Origin of the sequence: Arenimonas caeni (assembly GCF_003024235.1) — a bacterium.
Lineage (GTDB): Bacteria > Pseudomonadota > Gammaproteobacteria > Xanthomonadales > Xanthomonadaceae > Arenimonas > Arenimonas caeni.
On the sequence record NZ_KZ679099.1, the window covers coordinates 1 to 24688 of the forward strand.

At 69.1% G+C, this 24688-nt stretch carries 16 protein-coding genes; 10 read left to right on the forward strand and 6 right to left on the reverse strand.

The features are described from left to right. Positions 1–57: 57 nt before the first annotated feature. The 3 genes from C6N40_RS12255 to C6N40_RS12265 form a co-directional block, all read right to left on the reverse strand. The gene (locus C6N40_RS12255; RefSeq protein ID WP_240183521.1) at positions 58–627 is read right to left on the reverse strand and encodes an RHS repeat-associated core domain-containing protein; all 570 of its coding nucleotides are present in this window, start codon (positions 625–627) and stop codon (positions 58–60) included. Positions 628–1095: 468 nt separating this feature from the next. Then, a complete protein-coding gene (locus tag C6N40_RS12260) occupies positions 1096–6033 on the reverse strand; it encodes an RHS repeat-associated core domain-containing protein (RefSeq protein WP_106991322.1) in 4938 nt (1645 codons plus the stop codon). Between the two features lie 385 nt (positions 6034–6418). Further along, positions 6419–6994 carry a YceI family protein gene (locus C6N40_RS12265; RefSeq protein ID WP_106991323.1) on the reverse strand — a complete coding sequence of 192 codons (576 nt, stop codon included), beginning with the start codon at positions 6992–6994 and terminating at the stop codon, positions 6419–6421. A 205-nt stretch (positions 6995–7199) separates the two neighbouring features. On the opposite strand from C6N40_RS12265, the gene C6N40_RS12270 reads away from it, so the two are divergent. The 3 genes from C6N40_RS12270 to C6N40_RS12280 are packed head-to-tail and all read left to right on the forward strand — an operon-like array spanning position 7200 to position 9412. After that, the gene (locus C6N40_RS12270; RefSeq protein WP_106991324.1) at positions 7200–8000 is read left to right on the forward strand and encodes a hypothetical protein; all 801 of its coding nucleotides are present in this window, start codon (positions 7200–7202) and stop codon (positions 7998–8000) included. Positions 8001–8058: 58 nt separating this feature from the next. After that, positions 8059–9012 carry a mitochondrial fission ELM1 family protein gene (locus tag C6N40_RS12275; RefSeq protein ID WP_106991325.1) on the forward strand — a complete coding sequence of 318 codons (954 nt, stop codon included), beginning with the start codon at positions 8059–8061 and terminating at the stop codon, positions 9010–9012. 43 nt (positions 9013–9055) lie between these two features. Next, positions 9056–9412, forward strand: coding sequence for a DUF6404 family protein (locus C6N40_RS12280; RefSeq protein ID WP_106991326.1), 357 nt, complete (start codon positions 9056–9058; stop codon positions 9410–9412). On the opposite strand, the gene glnE is transcribed toward C6N40_RS12280, so the two are convergent. Then, positions 9409–12210 (reverse strand): bifunctional [glutamate--ammonia ligase]-adenylyl-L-tyrosine phosphorylase/[glutamate--ammonia-ligase] adenylyltransferase, encoded by a 2802-nt coding sequence (gene glnE / locus C6N40_RS12285; protein ID WP_106991327.1) that lies wholly within the window; start codon positions 12208–12210, stop codon positions 9409–9411. The two genes, C6N40_RS12280 and glnE, sit on opposite strands and share 4 nt — an antisense overlap. Before the next feature lie 187 nt (positions 12211–12397). On the opposite strand from glnE, the gene C6N40_RS12290 reads away from it, so the two are divergent. Next, the gene (locus tag C6N40_RS12290) at positions 12398–13069 is read left to right on the forward strand and encodes a transposase (protein WP_338024607.1); all 672 of its coding nucleotides are present in this window, start codon (positions 12398–12400) and stop codon (positions 13067–13069) included. Positions 13070–13350: 281 nt separating this feature from the next. Here the strand turns inward: C6N40_RS12290 and C6N40_RS12295 are convergent, their stop codons facing one another. Then, positions 13351–14565, reverse strand: coding sequence for a magnesium transporter (locus C6N40_RS12295; RefSeq protein ID WP_106991329.1), 1215 nt, complete (start codon positions 14563–14565; stop codon positions 13351–13353). Positions 14566–14679: 114 nt separating this feature from the next. Here C6N40_RS12295 and C6N40_RS12300 point away from each other — a divergent pair, with 114 nt between their 5' ends. From C6N40_RS12300 to C6N40_RS12310, 3 genes are all read left to right on the forward strand, one after another. Then, complete coding sequence (locus C6N40_RS12300; protein WP_106991330.1) at positions 14680–15711, forward strand: efflux RND transporter periplasmic adaptor subunit; 1032 nt, start codon at positions 14680–14682, stop codon at positions 15709–15711. A 3-nt stretch (positions 15712–15714) separates the two neighbouring features. Further along, positions 15715–18774, forward strand: coding sequence for an efflux RND transporter permease subunit (locus tag C6N40_RS12305; protein ID WP_240183522.1), 3060 nt, complete (start codon positions 15715–15717; stop codon positions 18772–18774). 110 nt (positions 18775–18884) lie between these two features. Then, a complete protein-coding gene (locus C6N40_RS12310) occupies positions 18885–19604 on the forward strand; it encodes a transposase (RefSeq protein ID WP_106991331.1) in 720 nt (239 codons plus the stop codon). Between the two features lie 35 nt (positions 19605–19639). On the opposite strand, the gene C6N40_RS12315 is transcribed toward C6N40_RS12310, so the two are convergent. Continuing rightward, positions 19640–22015, reverse strand: coding sequence for a protein kinase domain-containing protein (locus C6N40_RS12315; protein ID WP_106991332.1), 2376 nt, complete (start codon positions 22013–22015; stop codon positions 19640–19642). A gap of 84 nt (positions 22016–22099) precedes the next feature. On the opposite strand from C6N40_RS12315, the gene C6N40_RS12320 reads away from it, so the two are divergent. Genes C6N40_RS12320 through C6N40_RS12335 form a run of 3 tightly spaced genes read left to right on the forward strand, consistent with a single transcriptional unit; the run spans position 22100 to position 24684 of the window. Beyond that, the gene (locus tag C6N40_RS12320) at positions 22100–22675 is read left to right on the forward strand and encodes a sigma-70 family RNA polymerase sigma factor (RefSeq protein WP_106991333.1); all 576 of its coding nucleotides are present in this window, start codon (positions 22100–22102) and stop codon (positions 22673–22675) included. A gap of 48 nt (positions 22676–22723) precedes the next feature. Continuing rightward, positions 22724–23968 (forward strand): hypothetical protein, encoded by a 1245-nt coding sequence (locus tag C6N40_RS14135; protein ID WP_162782214.1) that lies wholly within the window; start codon positions 22724–22726, stop codon positions 23966–23968. Then, the gene (locus C6N40_RS12335; protein ID WP_162782215.1) at positions 23965–24684 is read left to right on the forward strand and encodes a rhodanese-like domain-containing protein; all 720 of its coding nucleotides are present in this window, start codon (positions 23965–23967) and stop codon (positions 24682–24684) included. Before C6N40_RS14135 ends, C6N40_RS12335 begins: the two co-directional genes overlap by 4 nt. Positions 24685–24688 lie beyond the last annotated feature (4 nt).

The window sequence follows — 24688 nt, forward strand, 5'->3', positions numbered from 1 at the left end:
CTCAAGCCGACACGCAACACGCAACACGAGAGAAGAGATGCAGCTGTCGCCCGAAAGCTAAAGGCAAGAGCGCGGTGTGCGCGAAGTTGACGGGAGTTTCCTTACGGCCTCTGTTAGAAGAAGACTAGAGTTCTCAGCCTGAGTTTTAGCCATGCCAATCTGCACGGTCCCCCAAGCAGAAACTCCCACAGCAGCAGGCCCTCCGGCGCCAGTCGAGGCTAGTCCCAGCGCAGCCTTATAGCTGAGCACTCCCGAGGCGAGCTTCTTTCCGGCAAGAGTCGCTCGAACCACGCCGGCCGCAAGCTTTGCGTTGCGGCTATTCATAAACACGTTCTCGGACTTCTTCTCCTTACCACCTTCAGACGAGCTGCCGCCCTCTCCCAGACAAGTTAGACGGCAGCGCCAGTCATCCAGCGTTGATTGCCCTGACCGTTGGCGGCCCCAAGGCTCGCTTTGACCGAACGGAAATTTCCCACGAATCATTCGACCGTCAGGATCCGTGAACTTGTATGGGTTGTTTGCAGCGTAGTTGTAGCGGTTGAAGTTCCAGCCATTCTGCATATCCGATGCCATTGGATCCACACTCAAGAACCGCCCAATCGTCGGGTCATAGTAGCGCTGCTGCATTGACTCGATTCCGACCCGCGATGTCAAGTAGACGAGAAAGTGAATTCGGAACCGTTCTTCGTGCTTCGAGTCAGCCGCTGCCGTCATCGAGAGGCGAATACGTAAACCACTTCAATAGAGTTGTCTCGTGCGCATCCACGGTGATTACATAGTACAAGTCGTCAACACCGGCAGGCTGATAGAAATAGCAAACGTCGTCGCATCGATCGCGGCGGACGGCACCGACGAACCTGACGTTGTACCCCATAGACTCAAGCAGAGATTTGCCCTTCGCGCTGAGTTGGGCAGAAGCCTCGATCCCAGTCTCTGGTCGCGGTAGCCGGAGGTAGTCGCTTCGCGAAGGCCGGTAGTGCTCGGTGTATGTTGTGGCCTCGACCCCGCGACTTGACGCCGGAGCGTGGGTGCACGCCGGCAACCCTGCCAGAAGCATCAACGCAGTTATCGCTGGAAGGAACCTACGATGAGCGTTCAATTGTACTCCTCGATCATTGTCTCCTCGCCCTGCGAGCGACGATACTCGTTCTGCATGTCGATCGCGGGCTGTTCTCGCGCCGAGTTTCCGGTTTCCGGGTCAGGCGGCGCATCCTGCCTTGGCATGATGCCCTTGTCCTTCATGTGGGCGTGCTTCAGTTCGTGAACTAGGATCTCCACTGGCGATTGCTTTACGCCATGATGGCTCGGCGACTTGCCTGGATCGTAGTAAGTGTTCGTCCCAGCTCCTGTTAGGTCGGACTCACCGGGACCAGTGGCAGTATTATGGGCCTGCAGCACTTCAGTCGGGCTGTCATCGAAGCTGCCGATGTTATGGACGTTTGGTGAGTCTTCCAGCTCCTTTATCATTTGCCGAATCTCGGGCGTCGATGCCTTTGCTGCCGCCAGTTGTGCGCGAATCTCTTCTTCACCCTGCTGGAAGAACCTGATCTCACGCCCGTCAGGGTCGACGTACCGGTACGGGTTGTTGGCTGCGTAGTTGTACCGGTTGAAGTTATCGCCAGTCTCACGTGCTGCTACGGGGTCAACAGACAAAAACCTCCCAATCGCCGGATCGTAATAGCGCTGCTGCATGTAAACCAGCTTCGACGCCGCGTCCATCTGGTGGCCGGTGTAGCCCGGGCCGTTGCTCCAGGTGCCGTCGGCGGGTTCGCCCCAGGCGGTCATGCGTTCGCGGCGCGTGACGTTGCCGGCGGCGTCGGTGAAGGCCACCGGGGTGCCCAGGGCGTCGGTGTGCTGGTAGGTCACCTCGCCGCTGCCGCCCGCGAACGGCACCTTGCGCGCCGCCACCAAGCTGCCCGACAGGTAGATATGGTCGGTGCGGGTGCTGGTCTTGAGGTCGTTGGTGTAGAGCAGCTTGCCTTCGTGGCTGTAGTAGAAGTAAGTCGAGGCGCCCATGAACTCGCGCACCCGCCGGCCCAGGCCGTCGTAAACGTAGCTGGTGGCCGTGGGCAGCGCCGAATGGGTCAGCCGGTTTTCGCGGTCGAACGTCAGCGTGCCGCCGTCCTTGCTGGTGGTATTGCCGCGGGCGTCGTAGCCGAAGCTGTGCAGCAGCGCGCCGGTGGGCGACTTGATCTGCGCGAGACGATTGTCTGCGTCGTAGTGGTAGCGGAACTGGCGACTGCCTTGGTCGAGCACCCGCAGGTTGTCTAGCGGGTCGTAGGCGAAGGTGCCGTTGCCGCCCTGGGCGGGGCCGGCCACCACGCCGGCGAGGCGGTCGAGGGCGTCATAGCTCATGTCCCGGTCGCCCGGGCCACCCGCCAGGCCGTCGGAGATGGCCGCCACGTTGCCGTTGGCGTCGTAATCGTAGCTGTCGTCCAGCACCACGTTGGCGCCCAGTGCGCTGCGGCTGCGTTCGGGTAGCTGGCGCAGGTTGCGGCTCATGGTGTGCACGATGCCGTTGCCGTAGGTGAACTCGGCCAGGGCACCGTTGGGGTGGTACTTGGCCCCGGTGGCGTAAGTGCCGGCCTGGCTGGCCTGGCCCAGTGCATTGGGGGCGTAGGCCACCTGGAGGCCGCTGGGATAGGTGGTGGCGCCGAGATGGCCCAGCGTCGTGTGGCTGTGGCTGGTGAGCCAGTTGATGCTGCCGTACTCCAGCCGCTCGCTGTCCAGCAATCCGCGCTTGTTGTAGGTGTACGTCAGCAAGGTGGGTGAACGCGTGATCGTCTCCACCATGCCGTTGGCTGTGTAGGTGGTCGAAACATCTGGAGTGCTGTCGGGATAGTCCACGAGGACCTGGCGATTGCGGTTGTCGTAGCTGCGCAGGGCCCGTTCGCTGGTCACCACCGCCGTCCGATCGCAAACCAGGCTCGTCAGCGCCTGCCCTTCCGCAGTCCATGCCACGTTGCCGGCCGCGTCGTAGTCGAACAGGGCCGCGCCCGTCTCGGGCTCCACGCGCTTGCACAGGCGCATCTGCGGGTCATAGACGTAGTGGCGGCTCAGCGCCATCGGCACGCCGGCGTACACGCCCGAGCGGGTCAGCGACAGCGTCTGGCCCAGCACGTTCTTGTTGATGGTCGTGGTCTGCTGCTCGGCCTGGCCCAGCGCCGCGATGATCTCGACCGGGGCGCCGGTCGCCGGCGCGTCGAACGCCTGGAAGGCGGTCTCCGTACTGTAGCCGCGCGGGTTCGTCACTCGCGTCCGGAAGCCGGGCAAATAGGCGTACTGGGTGACCAGCGTACCCAGTTCCGAGTCCTGTTCGCTGCGGGTCGGGCGGCCTAGGGCGTCGTAGAAGCTGCGCAGGCCGGTGGTCAGGGTGGCGGTGGTGCCCGGGTAGGCCTCGAAGCTCACCTGCCCGCCCACGTCATAGGCCTTGCGGTTGAAGCGCTGGGTGCCCGTCTGGTCGGCGGTGTCGTACTCGCGCTCGACCACCGGGCGCCAGAACGCGTCGTAGTAAGTGAGCTTGCGGTAGTTGCCCCGGCTCTCGGTGCGTCGCCAGTGGCCCGGGCCCAGGCCGTACTCTGTGGTAGCCACGCTGGCGTAGCTGATCTGGGTCGGGGCCCAAGCCACCACGTCGCCCGTCGGCCAGCTGATCTGGGAAAGTCGCCCGCCCGCATCGTATGCGTAGGAGGTCGCATAGCCCAGTTCATTGGTAACCGAAGTCACGCGGCCAGCACCATCGACCGTGGCGCCAAGGCTGCTCCCGTCGGCAAACACGATCTGGCGCGGCACGCCCCGGTACCAGCTGTTGGTCTGGGTAACCAGGTTACGGCCATCCTTGATGGTCGCCACCGTGCCATCGGCGCGGTAGGTAACCGTCTGGACCAACTGGGGCGCCACGCTGGGGGTTGCCGTCGGGCCGCTGGCCTTGCCCGGGCCATAGAAGCGAACCGGGGCGGCCGTGGTCGCATCGAACTCGGTGCGCGAGAGGATCTGGTCCTCCTCGTCGTTCCAGGTCTGCGCCACCTGCCCCAGGACCCATTGGCCGGTGTGGTCGAAGTAGGTGGTCACGTCACGACGGCTGTAGCCGAGCGAGCTGAATCTCCGCACCTGGACAGGCCGCGCGAGGGCATCGAATGCCTCTACGATGTAGGTGAAGGCCTCGCCTTGCTGGGTGACCTTCTGCTGCTTCATCGGCTGGCGAAAGGGAACACTTTCGCAGTAGCAGGTACCAACCCAGGGGTCATAGGGCGAGTCGTAACCCGACGGTGACGTCGCAAGCTCCTCGGGAAAGGGCTGGTACTCATTCTCGGTCTTCCGCAGCTCGTTTCCGTTCTGCAGGATGCGATGACTGAGAAGGAGCCCTTCATTCGGCTGTTGTGGAGGTGATCCGGCCGGGTAAGGCTCCTCCCAGCGAAGGCTGAGATTGCTGGCGCCAAAGATATGCTCTTCCTGGCTGGCATCCGGCTTGGTGACCGTCACCTTTCGACGCACGTTGCGCAGCTCATACTGCGAGGCCGTCAGGGTTTCGTATGCATAGTCCCAGGTCTGGCCGGCAGGAAGACCGGGGCCGCTGAGCGTCTTGGACGTCAGCATCAGCATTTCGAGCTGAAGCGGAGTGTTGTTGGCCCATAGGTGGGTCGGGATCTCTTCGAAGGTCGGGTTGCCCGGAACCCCGTTCCAGTCCAGCCAGTTCACGGCGCGGCCAGTGTTCATGCAGGTATCGACGGCGCCGCGGTAGTGGCGGCGGAAGTTGAGCACGAAGCTTCCACTCGCACCGCTTGGCGCCGTCATGGACAGGGTGACGGGATCCAGGTTGAGCAGTCGGCCGCCAGCGCACATGAAGCGCTCTTCATAGTTGGCCAGGTGCTCGACATTGAACTGGATGGCGCGATAGCGGGGGTGCGTCCAGAGCGCCGCGAAGTTGAATGTCCACTTGCTTCCGTCAGCTTTGGTGACTGAGGTCAGGCTGCCGTTGCTGTCATAGCCGTACGTGGTCGTTTCGCCTGCCGCCGTGATCGACGAAATCCGATTACTCGCGTTGTAGGCGATGCTTATGCTTCGCCCATCACTTGAGCTGATCGCAGTCAGGCGCTTACCGGACCACGTGTAGTTGACCCAATTCCCGAAGCGGTCCTCCATCCGGGTCGGATAGATTCGAGCCTCCACCCGCGGAAGCTTGGCTTCGCTGGCGTTATAGGATCCCAAGGCGCCTGTGGTCTGGGTCCAGACAAGCTGCTTTACCTGCTTCTCCGCATACTCGACCATCCAGTCGAAATGGTACTTGGTGCCGTCGGGAGCGATTGCCAGGAACCCTTCACCTCCGCGCGAGCCTGAACCGCTGTAGGGTGCACTGTGCTTGAGCGTGGGAATGCAGGACAGCGCCCAGTTCGACTTGGTGTGCCAGCGATAGGCGCTGTCGTTCGGCTTCGGATGCGGCGTGCCGGCATTCCGGAGAGTGATCGGTTCGCCGCCCCCACCGGGGAAATTCAGGGTGATGCCCGAGTGGATCGCGGAAGCGCGAAAGTGTGCCTGCTGGTGCATCAGCGATGACGGCATCATCTCGCCGGCACTCGTGGGAGAGGAGCACCGTGCAGTGGGGTTGGCCGTCTGGACCACCCAACCCTGGAGCGACGAGTAAGTGCCGCTCAGATAGGGCAGGTCGATCTCCCAGTCGCCGAACAGGCCCTGGTACGCCATCCACGTGTCGGTGAAGCGCTCACTGCGCTCCAGCGGCATACGACCGGCGTTGGCGCTGAACTTGCGACCCACCGAAACCGGAAGGAAATCGTTCCCGGGAATCGCCGCATCGGTATGAAGGAAGCTCAGCCCGCCATCGTAGGTGCCAATGGCATCGCCCATGATCTCCGGCCCGTAGGACACCAGCTCCTGTGCCTGGCCTACTCTCTTCCCGGCCTCCTGCGTTGGAAAGATGCCAACCTGCTGCGCCTGCGCAGCCAGTGGATGAAGGGCCAGACTGACTGCGAGGAGCACCGCGCCCCGGAGAAACGCGGACAGAGCGAGAGAAGCTTTCATAGAGCATGCACTACCGACGATGATGGGAACTGCATCCCGCCCACCCAATACAGCCCGTGGCCAAGGACGCGAATCGCTGGATAGTGCGTGGTGAACCGATGCTGATTGAAGCTATCGGCGCGAAATTGCCGGTGTAACCATCGCTAACCGAACGCGCATCCTGCACAAATCAATCAGTCCGATAGATGGCGATTTGTTAGTGATAGCTACCCGGGCGAGAAGATTTCTCAGGCCGCCCTGCAGGGCGGATTCAAACCGGCCCGGCCATTCCGCCTCCGTGGCCGGAGGGTGCGGACAAGTTGATTCGCTGAAGAAAAAGGGGGTCGGAGGTGGTTTCCGCTGGAAACCACCTCCGACCCCGGCGACCGCCAGGTTTTCGCGGAGATCAGCCGGCCTTCTGGGCCTCGACGGTGATCTCGATGCGAACGTCGTCGCTCACGGCCGGGGCGTAGCCGCCCACGCCGAACTCGCTGCGCTTGATGTCGAAGCTGGCGTCGAAGCCGACGGCCGGCTTCTGGGTCATCGGGTGGTTGCCGACCTTGTTGATGGTCACGTCCATCACCACCGGCTTGGTCACGCCGTGGATGGTGAGCTCGCCGGCCACGGCCAGCTTGCCCTCGCCGGCCACGGTGACGCCGGTGCTGGTGAAGGTGGCGGTCGGGAACTGCGCGGCGTCGAAGAAATCGCTGCCCAGCAGGTGCTCGTCGAGCTTGGCCACGCCGGTGGAAATGCTGGCAACCGGGATGGTGACCTTGACGCTGGACTGGGTCGGGTCGGCCACGTCGTAGATGAACTCGGACTCGACGGTGTCGAAGCGGCCGGTGATGTTGGAGAAGCCGAAGTGGCTGTAGGTGAACTCGACCTGGGTGTGGGTCGGGTCGATGTTATAGGCCTCGATGGCAACGGCCGGGGCGGTGGCGACGGCCAGCAGGCCGGCCAGGATCAGGGACGGGAATTTCATGGGCGGCACTCCGCGGGGATGAGCGGGCAGTTTAGTCGTCCCAGCCGTGGAACCAATGCGAAGGTCCGAAACGTATCGTTGCAGCATCCTGCGGCCGTGGCCCGCGGGACCCTCCATTGCGCGTGGAAAGAAGGGAGCCCCGCGCCCCCGGCCGGGCGCTTCCGCCACCCCGGTCCCGGGGGCGGCCATCCGATGGAGACCACCCATGTTCCGATCCACCCTGTTCCTGGCCCTGGCGGCCAGCCTGGCGGCCGGTGCCGCGCTCGCGGACGACTTCCGCTCCCCGCCCGTCGCCGAGACCCTGGCCAAGGCGCGCCAGGCCGAACTGGCCGCTGCGCGCGGCGGCGTCAGCCCGGCCGCGGCGCCCACCGTCGAAGAGGTCGGCGATGCCGACAGTTTCGGCCGCAACGCCAAGTGGCGCGGCCTGATGTCCGGCTTCGCCTATCTCTCCACCGACTGCACGCCGGCGCCCGGCGACCCGGCCGACCCGCTGTGCGTGCAGCTCAGCCCGAGCCCGGGGTTCACTACGTTCACCGTGCCCGACGTCGCCGCCATCACCCTGCCGGGCAAGAGCGCCGAGACCTTCCTGTGCCACAACCAGACCCCGGTGGTCTCGGTGCGCTTCGTCAACGACCAGCCCACGCGCCAGCAATACCGCTTCCAGCTGACGCCGAGCTATCGCATCGAAAGCGAGGTGCTGCAGGGTCTGAACGACCCGGGCACCGGCGACCCGTACAACGGCGCCATCGAAGTGAACCTGGCCGCGATCGTCGATACCGGCTACCTCGAGCCCGGTGACAACGTCTTCAAGCTCTACACGCAGAGCCGCGGCTGCATCGCCGGCCTGGTCAGCAAGAACAACCTGACCAATGGTTACGGCCTGACCGAGGCCCAGGCGCGGCAGTTCTTCCGCAAGCCCATCACCATCCGCATGACCCTGCAGGGCAATGCCCGCATGGTCGACAGCGCCTCGATGACGCTCGGCCTCCGGCTGACGGGTGACTGATCGACCCGGCGCCGCCGCGCCCTCGCGGCGGCGGCGCCTTCCGGGCTAGGCTTCGGCCATGCCTGATTCCACGACTCCTCCCTGGGCCCTGCACGACGGTGCCGCCGGCCACCGCCGGCAGGTGCTGGCGCTGGCCGGGGCGCTGGCGACCGCACCACGCGAGATCGAACTGCACACGCATGCGCCCTGGTCGTGGCTGGCGCCACGCCGGCTTCCGGGCTCCGAACGCGCCTTCGGCGACGCGTTCACTGCCTCGCTGCTGCAACCGCCCGCGCTGGCGTTCGGCGCCGGCCGCCGCGCCGCCCTGGCCACGCGCCTGCTGCGCGAGCGCGGGTCGCGGGTGGTGCAGGTGCTCGACCCGCGCATCGACACCCGGCACTGGGACCTGGTGGTGGCGCCGGAACACGACGGCCTGCGCGGGCCGAACGTGCTGACCCTGCTCGGCAGCCTCAATCCCGTCGACGACGCCTGGCTGGCCCAGGGCCGCGCCACGTTTCCCTCGCTGGGCGAACTGCCGGGCCCGCGCACCGTGGTGCTGCTGGGCGGGCCGACGCCGGCGGTGCGTTTCGACCGCGCCGCTTTCGAGGTGATGGCGGCCGTGCTCGAACACTGGCTGGCGATGGAGGGTGGCAGCCTGCTGCTGATCGGCTCGCGCCGCACGCCGGCAATGATGGCCACGCTGGCCCGCCGCTACTGGGCCGACACGCCGGGCCGGCGCTGGTTCGGCAGCGAGGATGGCGAGAACCCCTACGCCGGCGCCCTCGGCTGGGCCGACCGCATCGTGGTGTCGCCGGATTCGGTGAACATGGTGTCGGAAGCCTGCGCCACCGGAGCGCCGGTCTACGTGCCGGAGCCCGAGCGCGCCAGCGGACGCGTCCGTCGCTACCTCGACACCCTGCTCGCCCGCGGCCGCATCCGCCCGCTGGGCAGGCTCCCGCACGACGCGCCGGCCGAACCCCTGCGCGAAACGCCGCGCATCGCGGCCCTCGTGCGCGAGCGGCTCGCCACGTAATCTCCCACCGTCCATTCCTGTTCAACCCTCACGGATCCCCGGCATGAACCACACCGAGAAAGTTGCCGCGATGCTCGAGCACCTGGCCCCGCAGGGGCTGTCGCCCTACACCCTGGCGCCGCCGGCCTGGCGGCTGATGTGGGCAATGGGGCTGAAGGTGCCGCCGCCGCTGTTCCTGGGTTTCGCGCCCATGGCCCTGGGGACGGGGCTGGTGTTCGCGGTGGGCTGGGGCCTGCTGATGTCCCTGCTGGGCTGGTGGCCCGCCGGCGTGAGCCCGCTCGGCGCACTCGCGGCCGCGCTGGGCGCCGGCGCCCTTTTCGGCCTGGCCCTCGCGGCCTACTACCGCCACCAGGCCCGCAAGCTCGCCCTCCCCGCCTGGCCCGACTACCAGGGCGCCTAGGAAACAGTCCCGCTCCCGAAGTCCAGGCCGTGGGCGCTGCAGGCGCCGCGGATGGTGGCGCGGGCGGCGTCGAGGGCCTCGTCGGGGGGCACGATGCGCGGGCGCTGGTCGAGGGTGCAGTCCAGGCCCAGGTCGAGCATCAGCGCGTGGGCGTCGAGCAGCGGCTGCAGCTGGCCGGCCGGCAGCACGCCCACTGAATCGAGCGCCCGCAGCAGCGAGGGCGTGTCGCGCGGCTCGCACAGCAGCGGGTGTTCGCCCGCGTGCCGCAGCACCAGCGCCTGCACCAGGAATTCCAGGTCCACCAGGCCGCCCTCGCCCTGCTTGAGGTCGAAGCGGCCCGGGCCGCTGCGGTCGAGTTCGCCGCGCATGCGCCGGCGCATCGCCAGCACGTCCTCGCGCAGCGCGGCCGGTTCGCGCGGCGCGCACAGGGTCTCGCTGCGGATGCGCTCGAACGCGGCGCGCACCGGCGCGGCGCCGGCGATCGGTCGGGCGCGCACGAGCGCCTGGCGCTCCCAGGTCCAGGCGCGCTGGCGCTGGTAGTCGGCGAAGCTCTCCAGGCTTGAAACCAGCATGCCCTTGGCGCCGTCGGGGCGAAGGCGCACGTCCACCTCGTAGAGCTTGCCGGCGCTGGTGACGGTGCCCAGCAGGCTGACCAGCCGCTGCGCCAACCGGCCAAAATAGCGGTTGGCGTCGAGCGGGCGCGGGCCGTCGGACACCGCGTCGGCGGGGGCGTCGTGCAGGAACACCAGGTCCAGGTCGGAGCCGAAACCCAGCTCGCGCCCGCCCAGGCTGCCGTAGCCGAGCACCGCCAGGCCGGCGCCGGGGATGCGGCCATGGTTGTGCGCCAGGTCCTCCTCCGCCAGCCGCAGCTGCACGGCCAGCAGCGCCTCGGCCAGCGTCGCCAGGCGCGAGGCGGCCTGCACCGGCTCCACCCGCAGCCCCATCGTCGCCAGCGCCAGCCGGAAGCCGATCGCCTGGCGCAGCTCGTTGAGCGCATTGAGCCCGGCCTCGGTGTCGCCGGCCGGCAGGCGCGAGGTGGCTTCGTCCACCAGCGCGTGGATCTCCGCATCGTCGGGCACCGTGCCGGCGGCGCGGGTGTCGAGCAGTTCGTCGAGCAGCAGCGGGTGCGCGGCCAGGCGTTCGGACAGCAGCGCGCTGCGCGCGGTCACGTCCACCAGGCGCGCGAGCGCGGCCGGCTGTTCGTCGAGCAGCGCGAGGTAGCTCGTGCGCCGGGTGACCGCCTGCAACAGGGCCAGGCCACGCGGCAGCGCCGCGTCGGGCGCCTGCGAGCGCGCGGCGGCGGCCAGCAGTTCGGGCAGCACGTTGTCCAGGCGCTGGCGGCCGCGCGCGGACAGCGCGCGCACGGCGGGCGTGCGGGCGAAATCGCGCAGGCGGGCGTCCTGGTCTTCGGCGTCGGTGAAACCGGCGTCGGCCAGCACGGCCGGGTCGCCGCCCTCGGGCAGCGCGCGCCAGTACTGCACCAGCGCGCTCGCGGGCGCCTTCCTGCGCCGGCGCGCCTCGAGCAGCCCGGCGAACTCCCCGGCCACCACGCTGCGATGACCGTCGAGCTCCGCCAGCAGTTCGCCTTCGTCCGTGTAGCCCAGCGAGCGGGCGATGCGGTAGCGCGCCAGCGGATCATCGGGCAGCGCATGCACCTGCTGGTCGGACAGCATCTGCACGCGGTTCTCGAGCCGGCGCAGGAAACGGTAGGCGATGGCCAGGCGGTCGGCGGTGGCCCCGGCGACATGGCCGGCATCGGCCAGCGCGGACAGCACCGGCAGCAGCGAACGACCGCGCAGGGCCGGCTCGCGGCCGGCGCGGATCAGCTGCAGCGCCTGCACCAGGAATTCGACCTCGCGGATGCCGCCCGGGCCGAGCTTGAGGTCTTCGGCCAGCTCGCGCCGCTGCACCTCGGCGCTGATCAGCGCCTTCATCTCGCGCAGGCCGTCGAGCGCGCTGTAGTCCAGGTAGCGGCGGTAGACGAAGGGCCGCAGCGTTTCGAGCAGGCGCTCGCCCGCGGCGATATCGCCGGCCACCGGGCGCGCCTTGATCCAGGCGTAGCGCTCCCAGTCGCGGCCCTCGCGCTGGTAGTACTGCTCCATCGCCCCGAAGCTCAGCGCCAGCCGGCCGCTGCCGCCGAAGGGCCGCAGGCGCAGGTCGACGCGATGGCAGAAACCGTCGGCGGTGACGTCGCCCAGCAGCTGCGCCAGGCGCTGGCCCATCCGCGTGAACCAGGCTTCGGCGTCGAGCGGGCGCGCGCCGTCGGACTGGCCGTGCTCCGGGAAGGCGTAAACGAGGTCGACGTCGGAGCTGAAGTTGAGTTCGTGCCCGCCGAGCTTGCCCAGACCGAACACCACCAGCCGCTGCGGCCGGCCGGCGGCGTCGCGCACAACGCCGTGGGCCTGTTCGAGCAGGCCGCCCAGGGCATCAACCCCCGCCTGCAGCGCCTGGTCGGCGATGCGGCTGGCGCCGGCCAGGGTGGCGTCGACGTCATCGAGCCCGCGCAGGTCGCGCCAGACCAGCCGGGTGGATTCACGGGCGCGCCAGCGCCGCAGCTGGCCCGGCCAGTCGGTCGGCGCCTCCGGCGCCAGGGTCGGCGGCGGCTCGGCCTGGCCGTCGAGTTGGGCAAGGAAATCAGGCTGCCGGGCCAGGGTGTCGATGGCGAAATCGCTGGCCAGCGCCAGCGCGGACAGGGCCTCGCGCCGCGCCGGATCGTCCATCGCCCCGGGCGCCCGTTCGGCCAGTCGCGACAGGGCATTGTCGACATGGGCCTGGGCGGCCTGCTCAAGTGCGTCCATGGCCAAAGCGTAGCGGGGTCGGAGGTAAATGGGGACAGGTGCATTTTCCCTACGGAAAATGCACCTGTCCCCTTGCCGCGGAGCCTCGCTTCCCGGACGGCGATCCACGCGAGCGCGCGCAATCCTGCATACCCGCAGCGCCGACGCCTCCACGATGCCCCGCCTCCACCGTCTGATCCTTCCCGGGATGCCCCACCACGTTGTCCACCGCGGCAACAATCGCGCCGCGATCTTCTTCGACGACACCGACCGGCATCGATTTCGCAGCCTGTTGCGGTCCGCCTTCGCCAGCCGGCAGGTGGGGCTGCACGCCTATGTCCTGATGGACAACCACGTCCACCTGCTCGCGACCCCTGCGGAACGCACCAGCCTCGCCAAGGCGATGCATTCGCTGGCCCAGCGCTATTGCCAGTACTTCAATCTGCGCCACGGCCGCACGGGAAGCCTGTGGGAGGGTCGGTTCAAGTCCTTTCTCGTGGACAAGGACCGTTACCTGCTGGCCGTCTGTCGCTATATCGAACTCAATCCAGTCCGCGCGGGGCTGGCTGGGCGGGCAGAGGAATACCTGTGGTCGAGCGTGCATGCGAACCTCGGCAATATCCGCGACCCGCTGATCACGCCGCACGATGCGCTTGGACTGCTCGGGACCAGCCCGGAGGCCCGCCGCGCGCGTTATGCCGATTGGCTTGACCGGGGAATCACCGCGCGGGAGTTGGCTGCCATTCGGCGCTACTCGGCCCAGGAACGCGCGCTGGGCAGCCCGCGTTTCCAGGCAATGGTGGAAAGGTCGCTGGGCAGACCGGCCGCCACGAGGAACCGAGGCAGGCCCGCCAAGGAGAAAGTGGGCGGGCACCGTTAGGCTTCGCCACCTTGCATGCGTCCCCGGCCCCGGCGATGCCGCATCTGGGGACAGGTGCATTTTCCCGCAGGGAAAATGCACCTGTCCCCAAAAAAAGAAAGCCCGCAGCGCAATGCAGCTGCGGGCTTTCAGCTCCCTCCCCCACGTCGGAAGCAGTTCCATCGTGGCCCGGCGGCGGGGGATGTTGCACGTTGCAGTGCAACATTCGACGCCAGGGATCGGCGGGGATCGGGGACAGGTGCATTTTCCCTGCAGGAAAATGCACCTGTCCCCTTTTCCGGTTACAGCACCAGCCAGGTCACCAGGCCGAGGAAGAGACCCATGCTGACCACGTCGGTCATGGTCGAGAGGAAGATGCTCGAGGCCGTCGCCGGGTCGGCGCCCAGGCGCTTGAGCACCAGCGGAATCGTGGAACCAGCCAGGCCGGCAATCATGCAACTGAAGGCCATCGCGGCCAGGGTGATCCCGCCCAGCAGCAGCGCGTCCTCGCCGCCGTCGCGGGCCACCACCCAGTACATCGCGGCACCGGCCAGCGCGCCGGTGACCACGCCGTTCACCAGCCCGAGTATGCCTTCCTTGGAAATGATGGCGGCGATGCGCATGCCCTTGAGTTCACCCAGGGTCATGCCGCGCAGCATCACCGCCAGCGACTGCGCGCCGAGGTTGCCGCTCTGGCCGCCGAGCACCGGCAGGAACACCGCCAGCACCACCACCCGGTTGATGGTGTCCTCGTAGTAGCCCACCACCGCCGCGGCCACGAACACCGTCAGCAGGTTCACCAGCAGCCACGGGTTGCGGAAGCGGAAGGCGCGCCACAGCGGCGTGGCCAGGCGCTCTTCCTTCTCGACGCCGACCATCGAACCGGCCTGCGCCGAGATCTCGAAAGCCTGCTGTTCGAACAGCACCTGGCCGCGCACCTGGCCCACGAGGTGACCGTCGGCCTCGCACACCGGGTAGACGGGGTAGTGCCGCGTCACCACTTCGCGCATCGCGTCCACCAGCTGCATGTCCGGACGCAGGCAGAACGGATTGCGGATCATGACCTCGTCCAGCGAACGCTCGCGCTCGCCGTAGAGCAGGTCGCGGAAGGCGACCACGCCCAGCAACTTCTGCTGGCCGTCCACCACCCACAGGTAGGTCACCAGCCGCTGCTTGACCACCTCGCGAAGCGCTTCGATGGCCGCCGAGACCTTGGTACCCGACGGGAACACCGCCGGCGGGTCCTCGAGCAGGCGGCCGACCGACCCCTCGGGGTAGCGCTGGCTGTCGGCCCAGTCGGTGCCGGCCGGCGCAGCCGCCATCACCGCGGTGCGCTCTCCCGGGGCCATGGCCGCGAGCAGCACGTTCGCGCGCGCCGGCGGCAAGCCGCCCAGCAGTCGCGCGACCTCGGCCGGGGGCAGCCCCTGCAGGCGCTTGAGCGCCGAATCGGTGTCGAGCGCGCCGATGCGCTTGGCCAGGTCCTGGGTGGCGTCGGTCGCCGTGCTGCTGTCCGTCACGTGAGTCTCCTGTAGAAACCCTGCAAAACGGCCTAAGCCTAGCCCATCGGACAGGTGCCGCGCAGGCCCGCATCTGTGACAATCGCCTCCTCGCACCCCACGGCGAACCCCACCATGTCGCGTACCACCCCGCGGGCCCTGTCCGCCCTGCTGCTTGCCGCGCTCGCGGCCTGCTCGACCGAAACCGAACAAGCCGCCGGCGCTCCGGCGCTCAGCGTGAGCGTGGCCGAGGCCAGGAGCCTGTCGCTGCCCGAGCGCATCCCGGCCTCCGGAGCCATCGCGGCCTGGGAGGAGGTGATGCTGGGCGTCGAACTCTCCGGCCAGCGCGTGGCCTCGGTGGACGTCGAGGTCGGCGACGTGGTCCGCCAGGGCCAGCCGCTGCTGCAGCTCGACACCCGCACGCTGGCGATGGAGCTGCGCCAGGCCGAAGCCAGCCTGGAAGTGGCCGCCGCCAACGCCCGCCGTGGCGAACGCCTGCGGCGCGAACAGCTGGTGGCCGCCAGCGAGGCCGAGCAGCTGATCGCCGGCGAGGTCACCGCCCGCGCCCAGGCCGAGAATGCCCGCCTGCGCATGCAGTTCGCCACCCTGCGCGCGCCCCACGACGGCGTCATCTCGGCGCGCAGCGTGCAGCCCGGCCAGGTGGTCGCGGCCGGCACCGAACTGCTGCGCCTGATCCGCGACCAGCGCCTGGAATGGCGGGCCGAGCTGCCCGAGGCCCAGCTGGTTCGCATCAGCGCCGGCACCCGTGTGCGCCTGCCCGGCCCCGACGGCCAGCCGGTCGAAGGCACGGTGCGCACGGTGTCGCCGGCGCTCGACCCGCGCAGCCGCACCGGCACCGTGTATGCCGACCTGCCGGCGCCGGGCGCCCTGCGCGCCGGCATGTACGCCGCCGGCGAACTGCTGCTGGCCGAACGCCAGGCCAACACCGTGCCGGCCGCCGCGGTGGTCGAACGCGACGGCCATGCCTATGTCTTCGTGCTCGGCGATGGCGACGTGGTGGCGCGCAAGCGCATCCGCACCGGCGCCCGCAGCGGCGAGGTGGTGGAGGTGCTCGAAGGCCTCGCGGGCGGCGAACAGGTGGTGGTCGAGGGCGCCGGCTTCCTGGCCGACGGCGACCGCGTGCGCGTCGTGCCGGCCGGCGGCTGAGCCATGGCGATCAATTTCTCCGCCTGGTCCATCAACCGGCCGCTGCCGGCGATCCTGCTTTTCATCCTGCTGGGCATCGTCGGCCTGGTGGGCTTCCAGCAGCTGGCCGTCTCGCGCTTCCCCGACATCGCCTACCCGGGCGTCACCGTCAGCGTGGCGCTGCCGGGCGCCACGCCCAACCAGCTCGAGACCGAGGTCACGCGCAAGATCGAGGACTCGATCGCCACGCTGCCGCAGGTCAACAAGCTGGTCTCGACCGTGGTCGAGGGCAACTCCACCACCTTCGTCGAGTTCAAGCTCAGCAAGGACCTGGGCGACGCCCTGGACGAAGTGCGCGACGCGGTCACCCGCATCCGCACCGACCTGCCCCAGGACATCCAGGAGCCGGTGGTCGCCAAGATCGAAGTCGTCGGCGGCACCCTGGTCACCTACGCGGTGGCCTCGGAGGCGATGACCGAGGACGAGCTGAGCTGGTTCGTCGACGACGCGGTGACCAAGGCGATGTTCGCGGTGCCCGGCGTGGGCCAGGTCAGCCGCGCCGGCGGCGTGAACCGCGAGGTGCAGGTGGACCTGCGCCCGGGCGTGCTGGCCGCCTACGGCCTGACCGCCGGGCAGGTGTCGCAGCAGCTGGCGGCGAGCCAGCTCGAGCGCAGCGGCGGCCGCGCCACCTGGGCCGGCGGCGAGCAGGCCATCCGCGCGGTCGGCACGGTGGCGCGCGCGGGCGACCTGGCCCAGTTCCCGATCGTGCTCCCCGACGGCAGCCAGGTGCCGCTGTCGGCGCTGGCCGACGTCACCGACGGCCACGAAGAGCGCCGCGGCCTGGCCCTGCTCAACGGCGAGCCGGTGGTGGCCTTCGGCATCACCCGCACCCGCGGCTCGAGCGAGCTGGAGGTGGGCGCCGGCGTCGAGGCGGCCATCGGCAAGCTCAAGGCCATGCACCCGGGCGTGGAGTTCCGCCTGGTCAGCACCGCCGTGGACGAGGTCAAGGGTTCCTACCAGTCCTCGATGACCATGCTCTACGAGGGCGCGCTGCTGGCGGTGCTGGTGGTGTGGTGGTTCCTGCGCGACTGGCGCGCCACCTGGATCTCGGCCGTGGCGCTGCCGCTGTCGATCATCCCGACCTTCGGCGTGATGTGGCTGTTCGACTTCAGCCTCAACCTGGTGACGCTGCTGGCGCTGGCGGTGGTGGTCGGCATCCTGGTGGACGACGCCATCGTCGAGGTCGAGAACATCGACCGGCACATGGGCATGGGCAAGCCGCCCAAGCAGGCGGCCACCGAGGCGGCCGACGAGATCGGCCTGGCCGTGATCGCCACGTCGGCGACGCTGGCCGCGGTGTTCGTGCCGGTGGCCTTCATGCCCGGCATCGCCGGCAAGTTCTTCCTGGAGTTCGGCTGGACGGCGGCGACGGCGGTGATGTTCTCGCTGGTGGTCGCGCGCCTGCTGACGCCGATGATGGCGGCCTACCAGCTCAAGGCCAAGCCGCACGTCGAGAAGGAATCGCGGCTGATGCGCTGGTACCTGGGCGTGGTCGAGTGGGCGCTGGCCAACCGGGCCAAGACCCTGCTCGGCGCGCTGCTGATGTTCATCGGCTCGCTGGCGCTGGTGCCGCTGATCCCGGCCACCTTCATCCCCGGCTCCGACCTCGGCCGCAGCAACCTCAGCCTCGAGCTCGCGCCCGGCGCCACGCTCGAACAGACCGCGGCGATGAGCGAGCGCGCCCGCGCGCTGCTTTCGGACCTGCCGGAGCTCAGGCAAGCCTACGCCACCGTCGGCGGCATCCTCGACCTGGGCGACCCGGCGGTGAGCGGCGTGGCCGACGTGCGCAAGGCGATCATGGTGCTCGACTGGGGCGACGCGGGCGACCGCGAGCGCTCGCAGAAGGAGCTCGAGCGCGAGGTGCGCGAGCGGCTCACCGCCCTGCCCGGCGTGCGCCAGCGCTTCATCTCCAGCGAGCCGGGCGAGCAGCTGATGCTGGTGCTCACCGGCAGCGACCCGGACCGGCTCTACCAGGCCTCGCAGGCCTTCGAACGCGACCTGCGTTCGCTTCCCGGCCTGGGCACGGTGAGCTCGACCGCCTCGCTGCTGCGCCCCGAGCTGGTCGTCGTGCCCGACGCCCGCCGCGCCGCGGACCTCGGCGTGTCCACGCTCGACATCGCCGAAGCCGCGCGCATCGCCACCAGCGGCGACTACCGCCAGCGGCTGTCGAAGCTCAACCTGCCCGACCGGCAGATCCCGATCCGCGTGCGCCTGGCCGAGGACGGCCTGTCCGACCCCGACCTGCTGGCGCTCATGCGCGTGCCCAGCGCCCACGGCGGCACCGTGTCGCTGTCGGCCGTGGCCGAGATCCGCACCGGCGCCGGACCGTCGGTGGTCAACCGCTTCGCGCGCGAGCGCAACATCACCTTCACCGCCGAGCTCAATGGCCGGCCGCTGGGCGAGGTGATGGCGGAGGTCGAGCAGCTCCCCTCGCTGCAGCAGCTGCCGCCGGGCGTGCAGGTGCTCAACACCGGCGACTCGGAAGTGTTCGTCGAGCTGTTCACCGGCTTCGCGCTGGCGATGGCGGCGGGCCTGTTCTGCGTGTACGCGGTGCTGCTGCTCCTGTTCAACCACGCCAGCCACCCGCTGATCATCCTGATGGCGGTGCCGCTGTCGGCCGGCGGCGCCTTCGGCGCGATGCTGCTCACCGGCACCCTGCTCTCGCTGCCGGCGCTGATCGGCCTGCTGATGCTGATCGGCATCGCCACCAAGAACTCGATCCTGCTGGTGGACTACGCCGTCATCGCGGAAGACGAGAAGGGCATGAACATGCACGACGCCCTGGTGGACGCCTGCCGCAAGCGCGCGCGCCCGGTGATCATGACCACGATCGCGATGAGCGCCGGCATGACCCCGATCGCGCTCGGCCTCGGCGCCGACGCCGCCTTCCGCCAGCCCATGGCCGTGGCCGTGATCGGCGGCCTGATCACCTCCACCGCCCTGAGCCTGGTGGTCGTGCCGGCCGCCTTCGCCGCCATGGAAACCTTCACCCGCCGCTTCACGCGGCGGGCGAAGGCCGCCTGAGCAAGAAAGGGGGTCAGGTTCACTTCTAGCTGGCGGATCGGCAGGATTCCGAGTCGCCAGCGGGTGTTTTGAGGATGGTGCGCCGCTGCCCCTGGTGGCGCACTAGGGCCATGGCCCGTTACCCCCGCATCGACCTCGCCGGCATTCCCCAACACGTCGTGCAGCGTGGCAATAACCGACTGCCGTGTTTCCTCGACAACCGGGACCGTTGGGAATACCTGGAGACGCTTCGGCAGGCACTGCAACACACCGGCTGCCAGCTGCATGCCTACGTGCTCATGCAGAACCATGTGCACCTGTTGCTGACGCCGCCGAAGGCCGGTGCCGTAGGCGAGCTCATGCAGCGGCTGGGGCGCCGCTACGTAGCCTGGTTCAACGCCCGCCACGAGCGCACCGGCACGCTGTGGGAGGGCCGCTACAAGGCATGTCTGGTCGACAGCGAGGTCTACCTGCTTCGCTGCGCCCGGTATATCGACCTAAACCCGGTGCGGGCGCGGGTGACCGACGATCCGGCGAACTATCCATGGTCGAGCTGCGCCGCCCTGTGTGGCCTGCGCGACGAGCCCCTGCTGACACTCCACCCTGCGCAAGTGGCACTCCAGGATTCGGCGCAGCCACCGGGAACTGCCTACCAGGCCTTGTTGCGCGAGGCGATTTCCAAGGACGAGATCGAGGAGATCCGCATCTACCTGCGCCAGCAGCGTGCCTGGGGTCGGGACGATTTCCGATCCATGGTGGAAGCAAAGACGCACCGGTTCGCAGGCGCCAGGCCGGCGCACCGGCCCAAAGCGCGAGGGGAAAGTGAACCTGACCCCCTTTCTCGGAAGTGAACCTGACCCCGTTTCTCCGTTTCTGGACCCCGTTTCTATTGGCAGGCGGGTTTGGTGGCGGCGCCGGGGTCGGTGCAGACCTGCTCGGCGAGGGCGGGGATGGCTTCGGCCAGGTCTTCCGGCGGCGGCGAGAGTTGCGCGAACACGTCCTGCGCCATCGCCAGGGCATCGGCGGCGCCGGCCGGATCGTCGAGCCTGTGGCGGGTCGCGGCCAGCACCCAGTGCGCGAAGGCGGCGCCGTGTTCCGGCCGGTCGTAGACACGCGTCGCCATCTCGCTGGCCTTGCCGGCCAGCGCCAGGGCCTCGTCGGGCTTGTCCAGGCGCATGGCCATCATCGCCAGGCCAGCCATCGGGTTGACGACCATCTCGTGCCCCCGCGGGAAAGCCCGCTCGCGCATCCGCACCGAACGTCCGAAAAGTTCGTAGGCCTGCTCGAGCTCACCCTGCTCCTGGCGCAGGTGGCCGAAGTTGTTCAGCGCCATGGCCAGTTCGGGACTACCCTCGGGCACCAGCCGCTCGAACTCGGCGATCGACTCGCGGTAAAGCGCTTCTGCGCGCGCCAGGTCGCCAACGCCGTGAGCGGTGTAGGCGAAGTTCGAGAGCATCGCGGCGTGGTCGGTGGGAGCAAAACCACCCTCGGTGCTCGGCGCCGGCAGCGCGCGCACGCGGGTGAATACCTCATCGGCCCGCGCGTAGTCCTCCAGCGACAGGTAGTAGTTGCCCAGGTTGTTGAGCGCCAGCAGGTAGATCGGGTCGTCCTTCAGGCCCCGTGCCTCCAGGCGAAGCAACAGATCCTGCCACAGCGACACGGCCTCCTCGCCGAGGCCCTGCCACATCCGCAGCACCGCGATGGCCTCCTGCACGCGCAGCGTGTGCAGGTCGTCCGGCCCCAGCGCGCGCATGGCCTCCTCCCTGGCGGCGAGCAGCTCGCGCTCGGCGAGTTCGAGCTCGTTGCGGCTGGTCATGCTGTAGCCCAGGGCATGCCGGATGCGCGACGAGAGGTCGGGGCGACCGGCGAATCGTTCCGCCACCCGGCCCGAGGCCAGGTCGACGGCCTCGCCCAGGCTGAGCTCGCGCCCGGCGTTGTACGGGTCAGAAGACGACAGCACCTCGATCAGGAAGGCGTTGACCTGTTCGGTGTCGGCCGCCGCCTGGCGTGCGCGGTCCGCCTGCCACAGCGCCACGCCGGCCGAAGCCAGCACCGCCACCAGCGCCACCGAGGCCGCCATCACTCCCCAGCGGTTGCGGCGCACGAACTTGCCGACGCGATAGGCGGTCGAATCGGGGTGCGCCAGTACCGGCCGGCCCTCGAGGTAGCGCCGGATGTCGTCGGCCAGCTCCTGGGCCGAGCCGTAGCGGCGCGCGGCCTCCTTGTGCATGGCCTTGGCGACGATGCGCTCGACGTCGGAGGTGATCTGGGCGCGGCGCTGGCGGCGCTCCACGTCCGAGAGCACGGCCTTGTCGAGCATGCGACGCATCGGATCGGGCAGGGTTTCGCAGACCACGTGCTCGGCTTCGGACGGGCGCAAGCCTCCGAGCTCGTAGGGGCGCACGCCGGCGACGAGCTGGTAGAGCATCACGCCCAGCGAGTAGACGTCGGAACTGGTGGTGAGCGCCTGCTGGCGCACCTGCTCCGGGCTGGCGTAGGCCGGCGTCATCGCCGACAGCGAGGTGTGGCGCTTGCCGTCGGTGGGCAAGGGCTCTTGTTCGAGGATCTTGGCGATGCCGAAGTCGAGCAGGCGCGGTTCGCCGTTGGCGCCCACGAGGATGTTGTCGGGCTTGAGGTCGCGGTGCACGATCAGGTGGCGGTGCGCCTCCTGCACGCCGTCGCAGACTTTGCAGAACAGCGCCAGCCGCGCCGGCACGTCGAGCTGGTGGGTGCGGCAGTAATCGGTCAGCGGCACGCCGTCGACGAATTCCATCACCAAATACGGAATGCCGGAGGCGGTGCTGCCGCCGTCGAGGATGCGCGCCACGTTCGGGTGGCTCATGCGGGCGAGGATGCTTCGTTCGTCCTCGAATCGGCTGATCAGCTGGCGGCGGAAATCAGCCGCCGCCAGCAGGTGCACCGGACGCACCAGCTTGATCGCCACCTGCTGGTCGTAGACATCGTCGGCGCGGCGGCCAAGGTAGACCACGCCCATGCCGCCGGCCTCGAGCGGCTTGAGAAGCTCCCATGCACCGAGGCGCTCGCCGACCTTGGGGAACTCGGCCGGCATTTCCTCCGGCGCGACGGCGGTCTCCTCGAGGAAGGCGCCCGAGGCGCGATCGGCCTCGAGCAGGCGCAGCACGCGGTCGCGCACCCCCGTGTCCAGGTCCTGCCCGGCCAGCCACACGGCGCGCAACTCCGGCTTCTGGGCCAGCGCGCGTTCGAACCACTGCAAGACCTGCACTTCGATGGACGTATTCATCAGTTCCCCCGGCCGCACCGCGCGGCCCGACGTTAGCAGAAGGCGCAAGGCGGGGCCGAACTGGCTCAGCTAGACTCGGCGGCCATGGCCAACGACATCACCCAACTGCTCAGGCAATGGCGCGAAGGCGACGGATCGGCGCGCGACCGCCTCGTCGCCGTGCTCTACCCGGAGCTGCGGGCGCTGGCCGACCGCCAGCTGCGCGGCGAGCGGAGCAACCACACCCTGCAGCCCACCGCGCTGGTGAACGAGGCCTACCTTCGGCTGTCCGGGCTGGAGCGGATGGACTGGCAGGACCGCGGCCACTTCGTGCACATGGCCGCGCGGGTGATGCGCGGCATCCTGGTGGACCACGCGCGGCGCCGGCAGGCGGCCAAGCGCGACAGCGGCCTCCAGGTCACGCTGACCGGCGTGGATCTAGCCGCACCCGAGGCCGGCGACGTGGACGCCCTGGCCCTGGATGCGGCACTGGCCCGGCTCGAGCAGCTCGACCCGGACAAGGCCCGCGTGGTCGAACTGCGCTATTTCGGCGGCCTGACCATCGAGGAGACCGCCGAGGCGATGGCCAGCTCGCCGGCGACCGTGAAGCGACAGTGGCAGGCGGCGCGCGCCTGGCTGTTCGCCGCCCTGGCCGACGGCGGCGACCCTCCCGACCGTTGAGCCGGTTCCGCCCCGCTTTACGCCTGTAGGGGAAAAGGGGGACGGACCATGAAAACGAAGCAGGTATCCACGCTGGTCCTGGCCGCACTGCTGGCCGGCTGCCTGGGTCGCGGCGGCGATGACGCAGACCAGGCCGCAGAGGCGACCGGTCCGGCGGCGCCGGAGGCCTACACCGCGCCGCGCCCGGCGCCCGACTGGCCGCAGGCTACGGCGCCGGCTGCGTCCGACTGGCCGCAGGGGCCCGCCCCGGCCGGTCCTTCGCCCCCGCCGGAGATGGCGGCCGCCGCCCAGGGCACGCCGCCGCCCGGCGGCCCGCAGCGCGTGCCAATCATCGACCCCAACGGCTTCGAAAAGCCCATGCCGGCACAGTGGGTGCAGCTGCCCGCCGGCTGGCAGACCCAGGGCGGCGTGGTCTGGGACCAGAACGCGCCCTGCGGCGCCACGCCCAGCCTGCGCTGGCAGGCCCGCGCGCCCGATGGCGCACACCTGATGACGATCCACCCGTCCGAGGCCTGGACCTGGGACAACCTGGGCCTGCCGCCCAGCCAGGGCGCCTGCCCGCGCCAGCCGATCACCAGCGCGCGCCAGTACCTCGAGGGCTGGATCCAGCGCCATCGCCCGGGCGCGCGCGTGCTCGACTACCGCGACCGCCCCGACTACGTGCGCTCGCCGCCGCCGCCCGATGGCGCCGGCACCACCTGGCGCAAGGAAGCCGGCGAGTTCCTGCTGGCCTACAACCAGCAGGGCACCGAGATGCGCGAAGTGGTGGCGGTGGTGGTGCAGTTTTCGAACATGGCCATGCCCGGCGTGATGCCGGGCGAGGTGCGCCAGTTCATGAGCGGCACGGCGTTCGGCGCCACGACGCTGGCGGCGCCCGCGGGCCAGCTCGAGATCGACCTGCTCGCGCGCATCGCCGCCACCCTGCAGGTCGACCCGCAGTGGCAGGCGCGCATGAACCGGCACCACGAGGAGATGTCGCGCACCGCCACGCGCGGCGCGATCGAGCGCGGCCGGATCATGGCCGACACCAACCGCGAGATCGCCGACATGCAGATGCGCGGCTGGGAGGAGCGCAACGCCGCCAGCGACCGCATGCACGACCGCAGCATCGACGCCATCACCGAAACCACGCGTTACCAGGACCCGGCCGCCGGCGGCCAGGTGCGCCTGGACGGCTACAGCGACAACGCCTGGCGCGCCGCCGACGGCAGCTACATCCAGAGCGACGACCCGAACTTCGACCCCAACCGCGACCTCGGCACCGACGCCGAACGACTGGAGCGCATCGAATGAACCGCATGGTCTTGACCCTCGCCATCACCTTGCTGGCGGCGCCCGCCCTGGCGCAGGACAGCTTCGGTGCGCCGCAGCCGCAGCCACGACCCCAGCCGCAACAGCCGCAGTACCCGCCCCAGCAGGAGCAGTACCCGCCGCAGGCTGGCCAGGTTCCGCCGCAGCCCGCGCAATACCCGCTGCAACCCGGCCAATACCCACCGCAGCCCGGGCAGTATCCGCCGCAGCCGCAGTCCGGCCCGCCGGGAGGCAACGACGCGCTGGCGCGACTGGTGCAGTTCGAGCGCCAGGACATGGGCGTGCCGCCGAGCAGCCAGCTCAAGTCCGGCGGGCTGCACGGCCCCACGCCCAACCAGCTGCCCGGCGGCCGCCTGGTGACCACGCCCGAACTGGTGCAGCTGATGCAGGACGCCAACAGCGGCGTGCTGGTGTTCGACGTGCTCGGCGGGCCGCAGATGCTGCCCAACGCCATCCCGGTGGTGCCAGCCTCGCAGGGCGGCAGCTTCGACGACCTGGTGCAGCGCGATTTCGGCAATTACCTGCAGCAGGTGACGCAGGGCCGCAAGGATCGCCCGATGGTGTTTTATTGCCAGTCGGTGCAGTGCTGGATGAGCTACAACGCCGCGCTGCGCGCCACCCGCCTGGGGTACACCAACGTGCTCTGGTACCGCGGCGGCATCGAAGCCTGGCAGCAGGCCGGCGGGCCCTTGAAGTGAACCT

Coding starts and splice junctions, on each gene's coding strand:
- C6N40_RS12270 (WP_106991324.1), top strand. CDS start 7,200: ATGTTCCGATCCACCCTGTTCCTGGCCCTGGCGGCCAGCCTGGCGGCC.
- C6N40_RS12320 (WP_106991333.1), top strand. CDS start 22,100: ATGGCCAACGACATCACCCAACTGCTCAGGCAATGGCGCGAAGGCGAC.
- C6N40_RS12255 (WP_240183521.1), bottom strand. CDS start 627: ATGCAGCAGCGCTACTATGACCCGACGATTGGGCGGTTCTTGAGTGTG.
- glnE (WP_106991327.1), bottom strand. CDS start 12,210: ATGGACGCACTTGAGCAGGCCGCCCAGGCCCATGTCGACAATGCCCTG.
- C6N40_RS12290 (WP_338024607.1), top strand. CDS start 12,398: ATGCCCCACCACGTTGTCCACCGCGGCAACAATCGCGCCGCGATCTTC.
- C6N40_RS12300 (WP_106991330.1), top strand. CDS start 14,680: ATGTCGCGTACCACCCCGCGGGCCCTGTCCGCCCTGCTGCTTGCCGCG.
- C6N40_RS12265 (WP_106991323.1), bottom strand. CDS start 6,994: ATGAAATTCCCGTCCCTGATCCTGGCCGGCCTGCTGGCCGTCGCCACC.
- C6N40_RS12275 (WP_106991325.1), top strand. CDS start 8,059: ATGCCTGATTCCACGACTCCTCCCTGGGCCCTGCACGACGGTGCCGCC.
- C6N40_RS12280 (WP_106991326.1), top strand. CDS start 9,056: ATGAACCACACCGAGAAAGTTGCCGCGATGCTCGAGCACCTGGCCCCG.
- C6N40_RS12315 (WP_106991332.1), bottom strand. CDS start 22,015: ATGAATACGTCCATCGAAGTGCAGGTCTTGCAGTGGTTCGAACGCGCG.
- C6N40_RS12260 (WP_106991322.1), bottom strand. CDS start 6,033: ATGAAAGCTTCTCTCGCTCTGTCCGCGTTTCTCCGGGGCGCGGTGCTC.
- C6N40_RS14135 (WP_162782214.1), top strand. CDS start 22,724: ATGAAAACGAAGCAGGTATCCACGCTGGTCCTGGCCGCACTGCTGGCC.
- C6N40_RS12335 (WP_162782215.1), top strand. CDS start 23,965: ATGAACCGCATGGTCTTGACCCTCGCCATCACCTTGCTGGCGGCGCCC.
- C6N40_RS12310 (WP_106991331.1), top strand. CDS start 18,885: ATGGCCCGTTACCCCCGCATCGACCTCGCCGGCATTCCCCAACACGTC.
- C6N40_RS12305 (WP_240183522.1), top strand. CDS start 15,715: ATGGCGATCAATTTCTCCGCCTGGTCCATCAACCGGCCGCTGCCGGCG.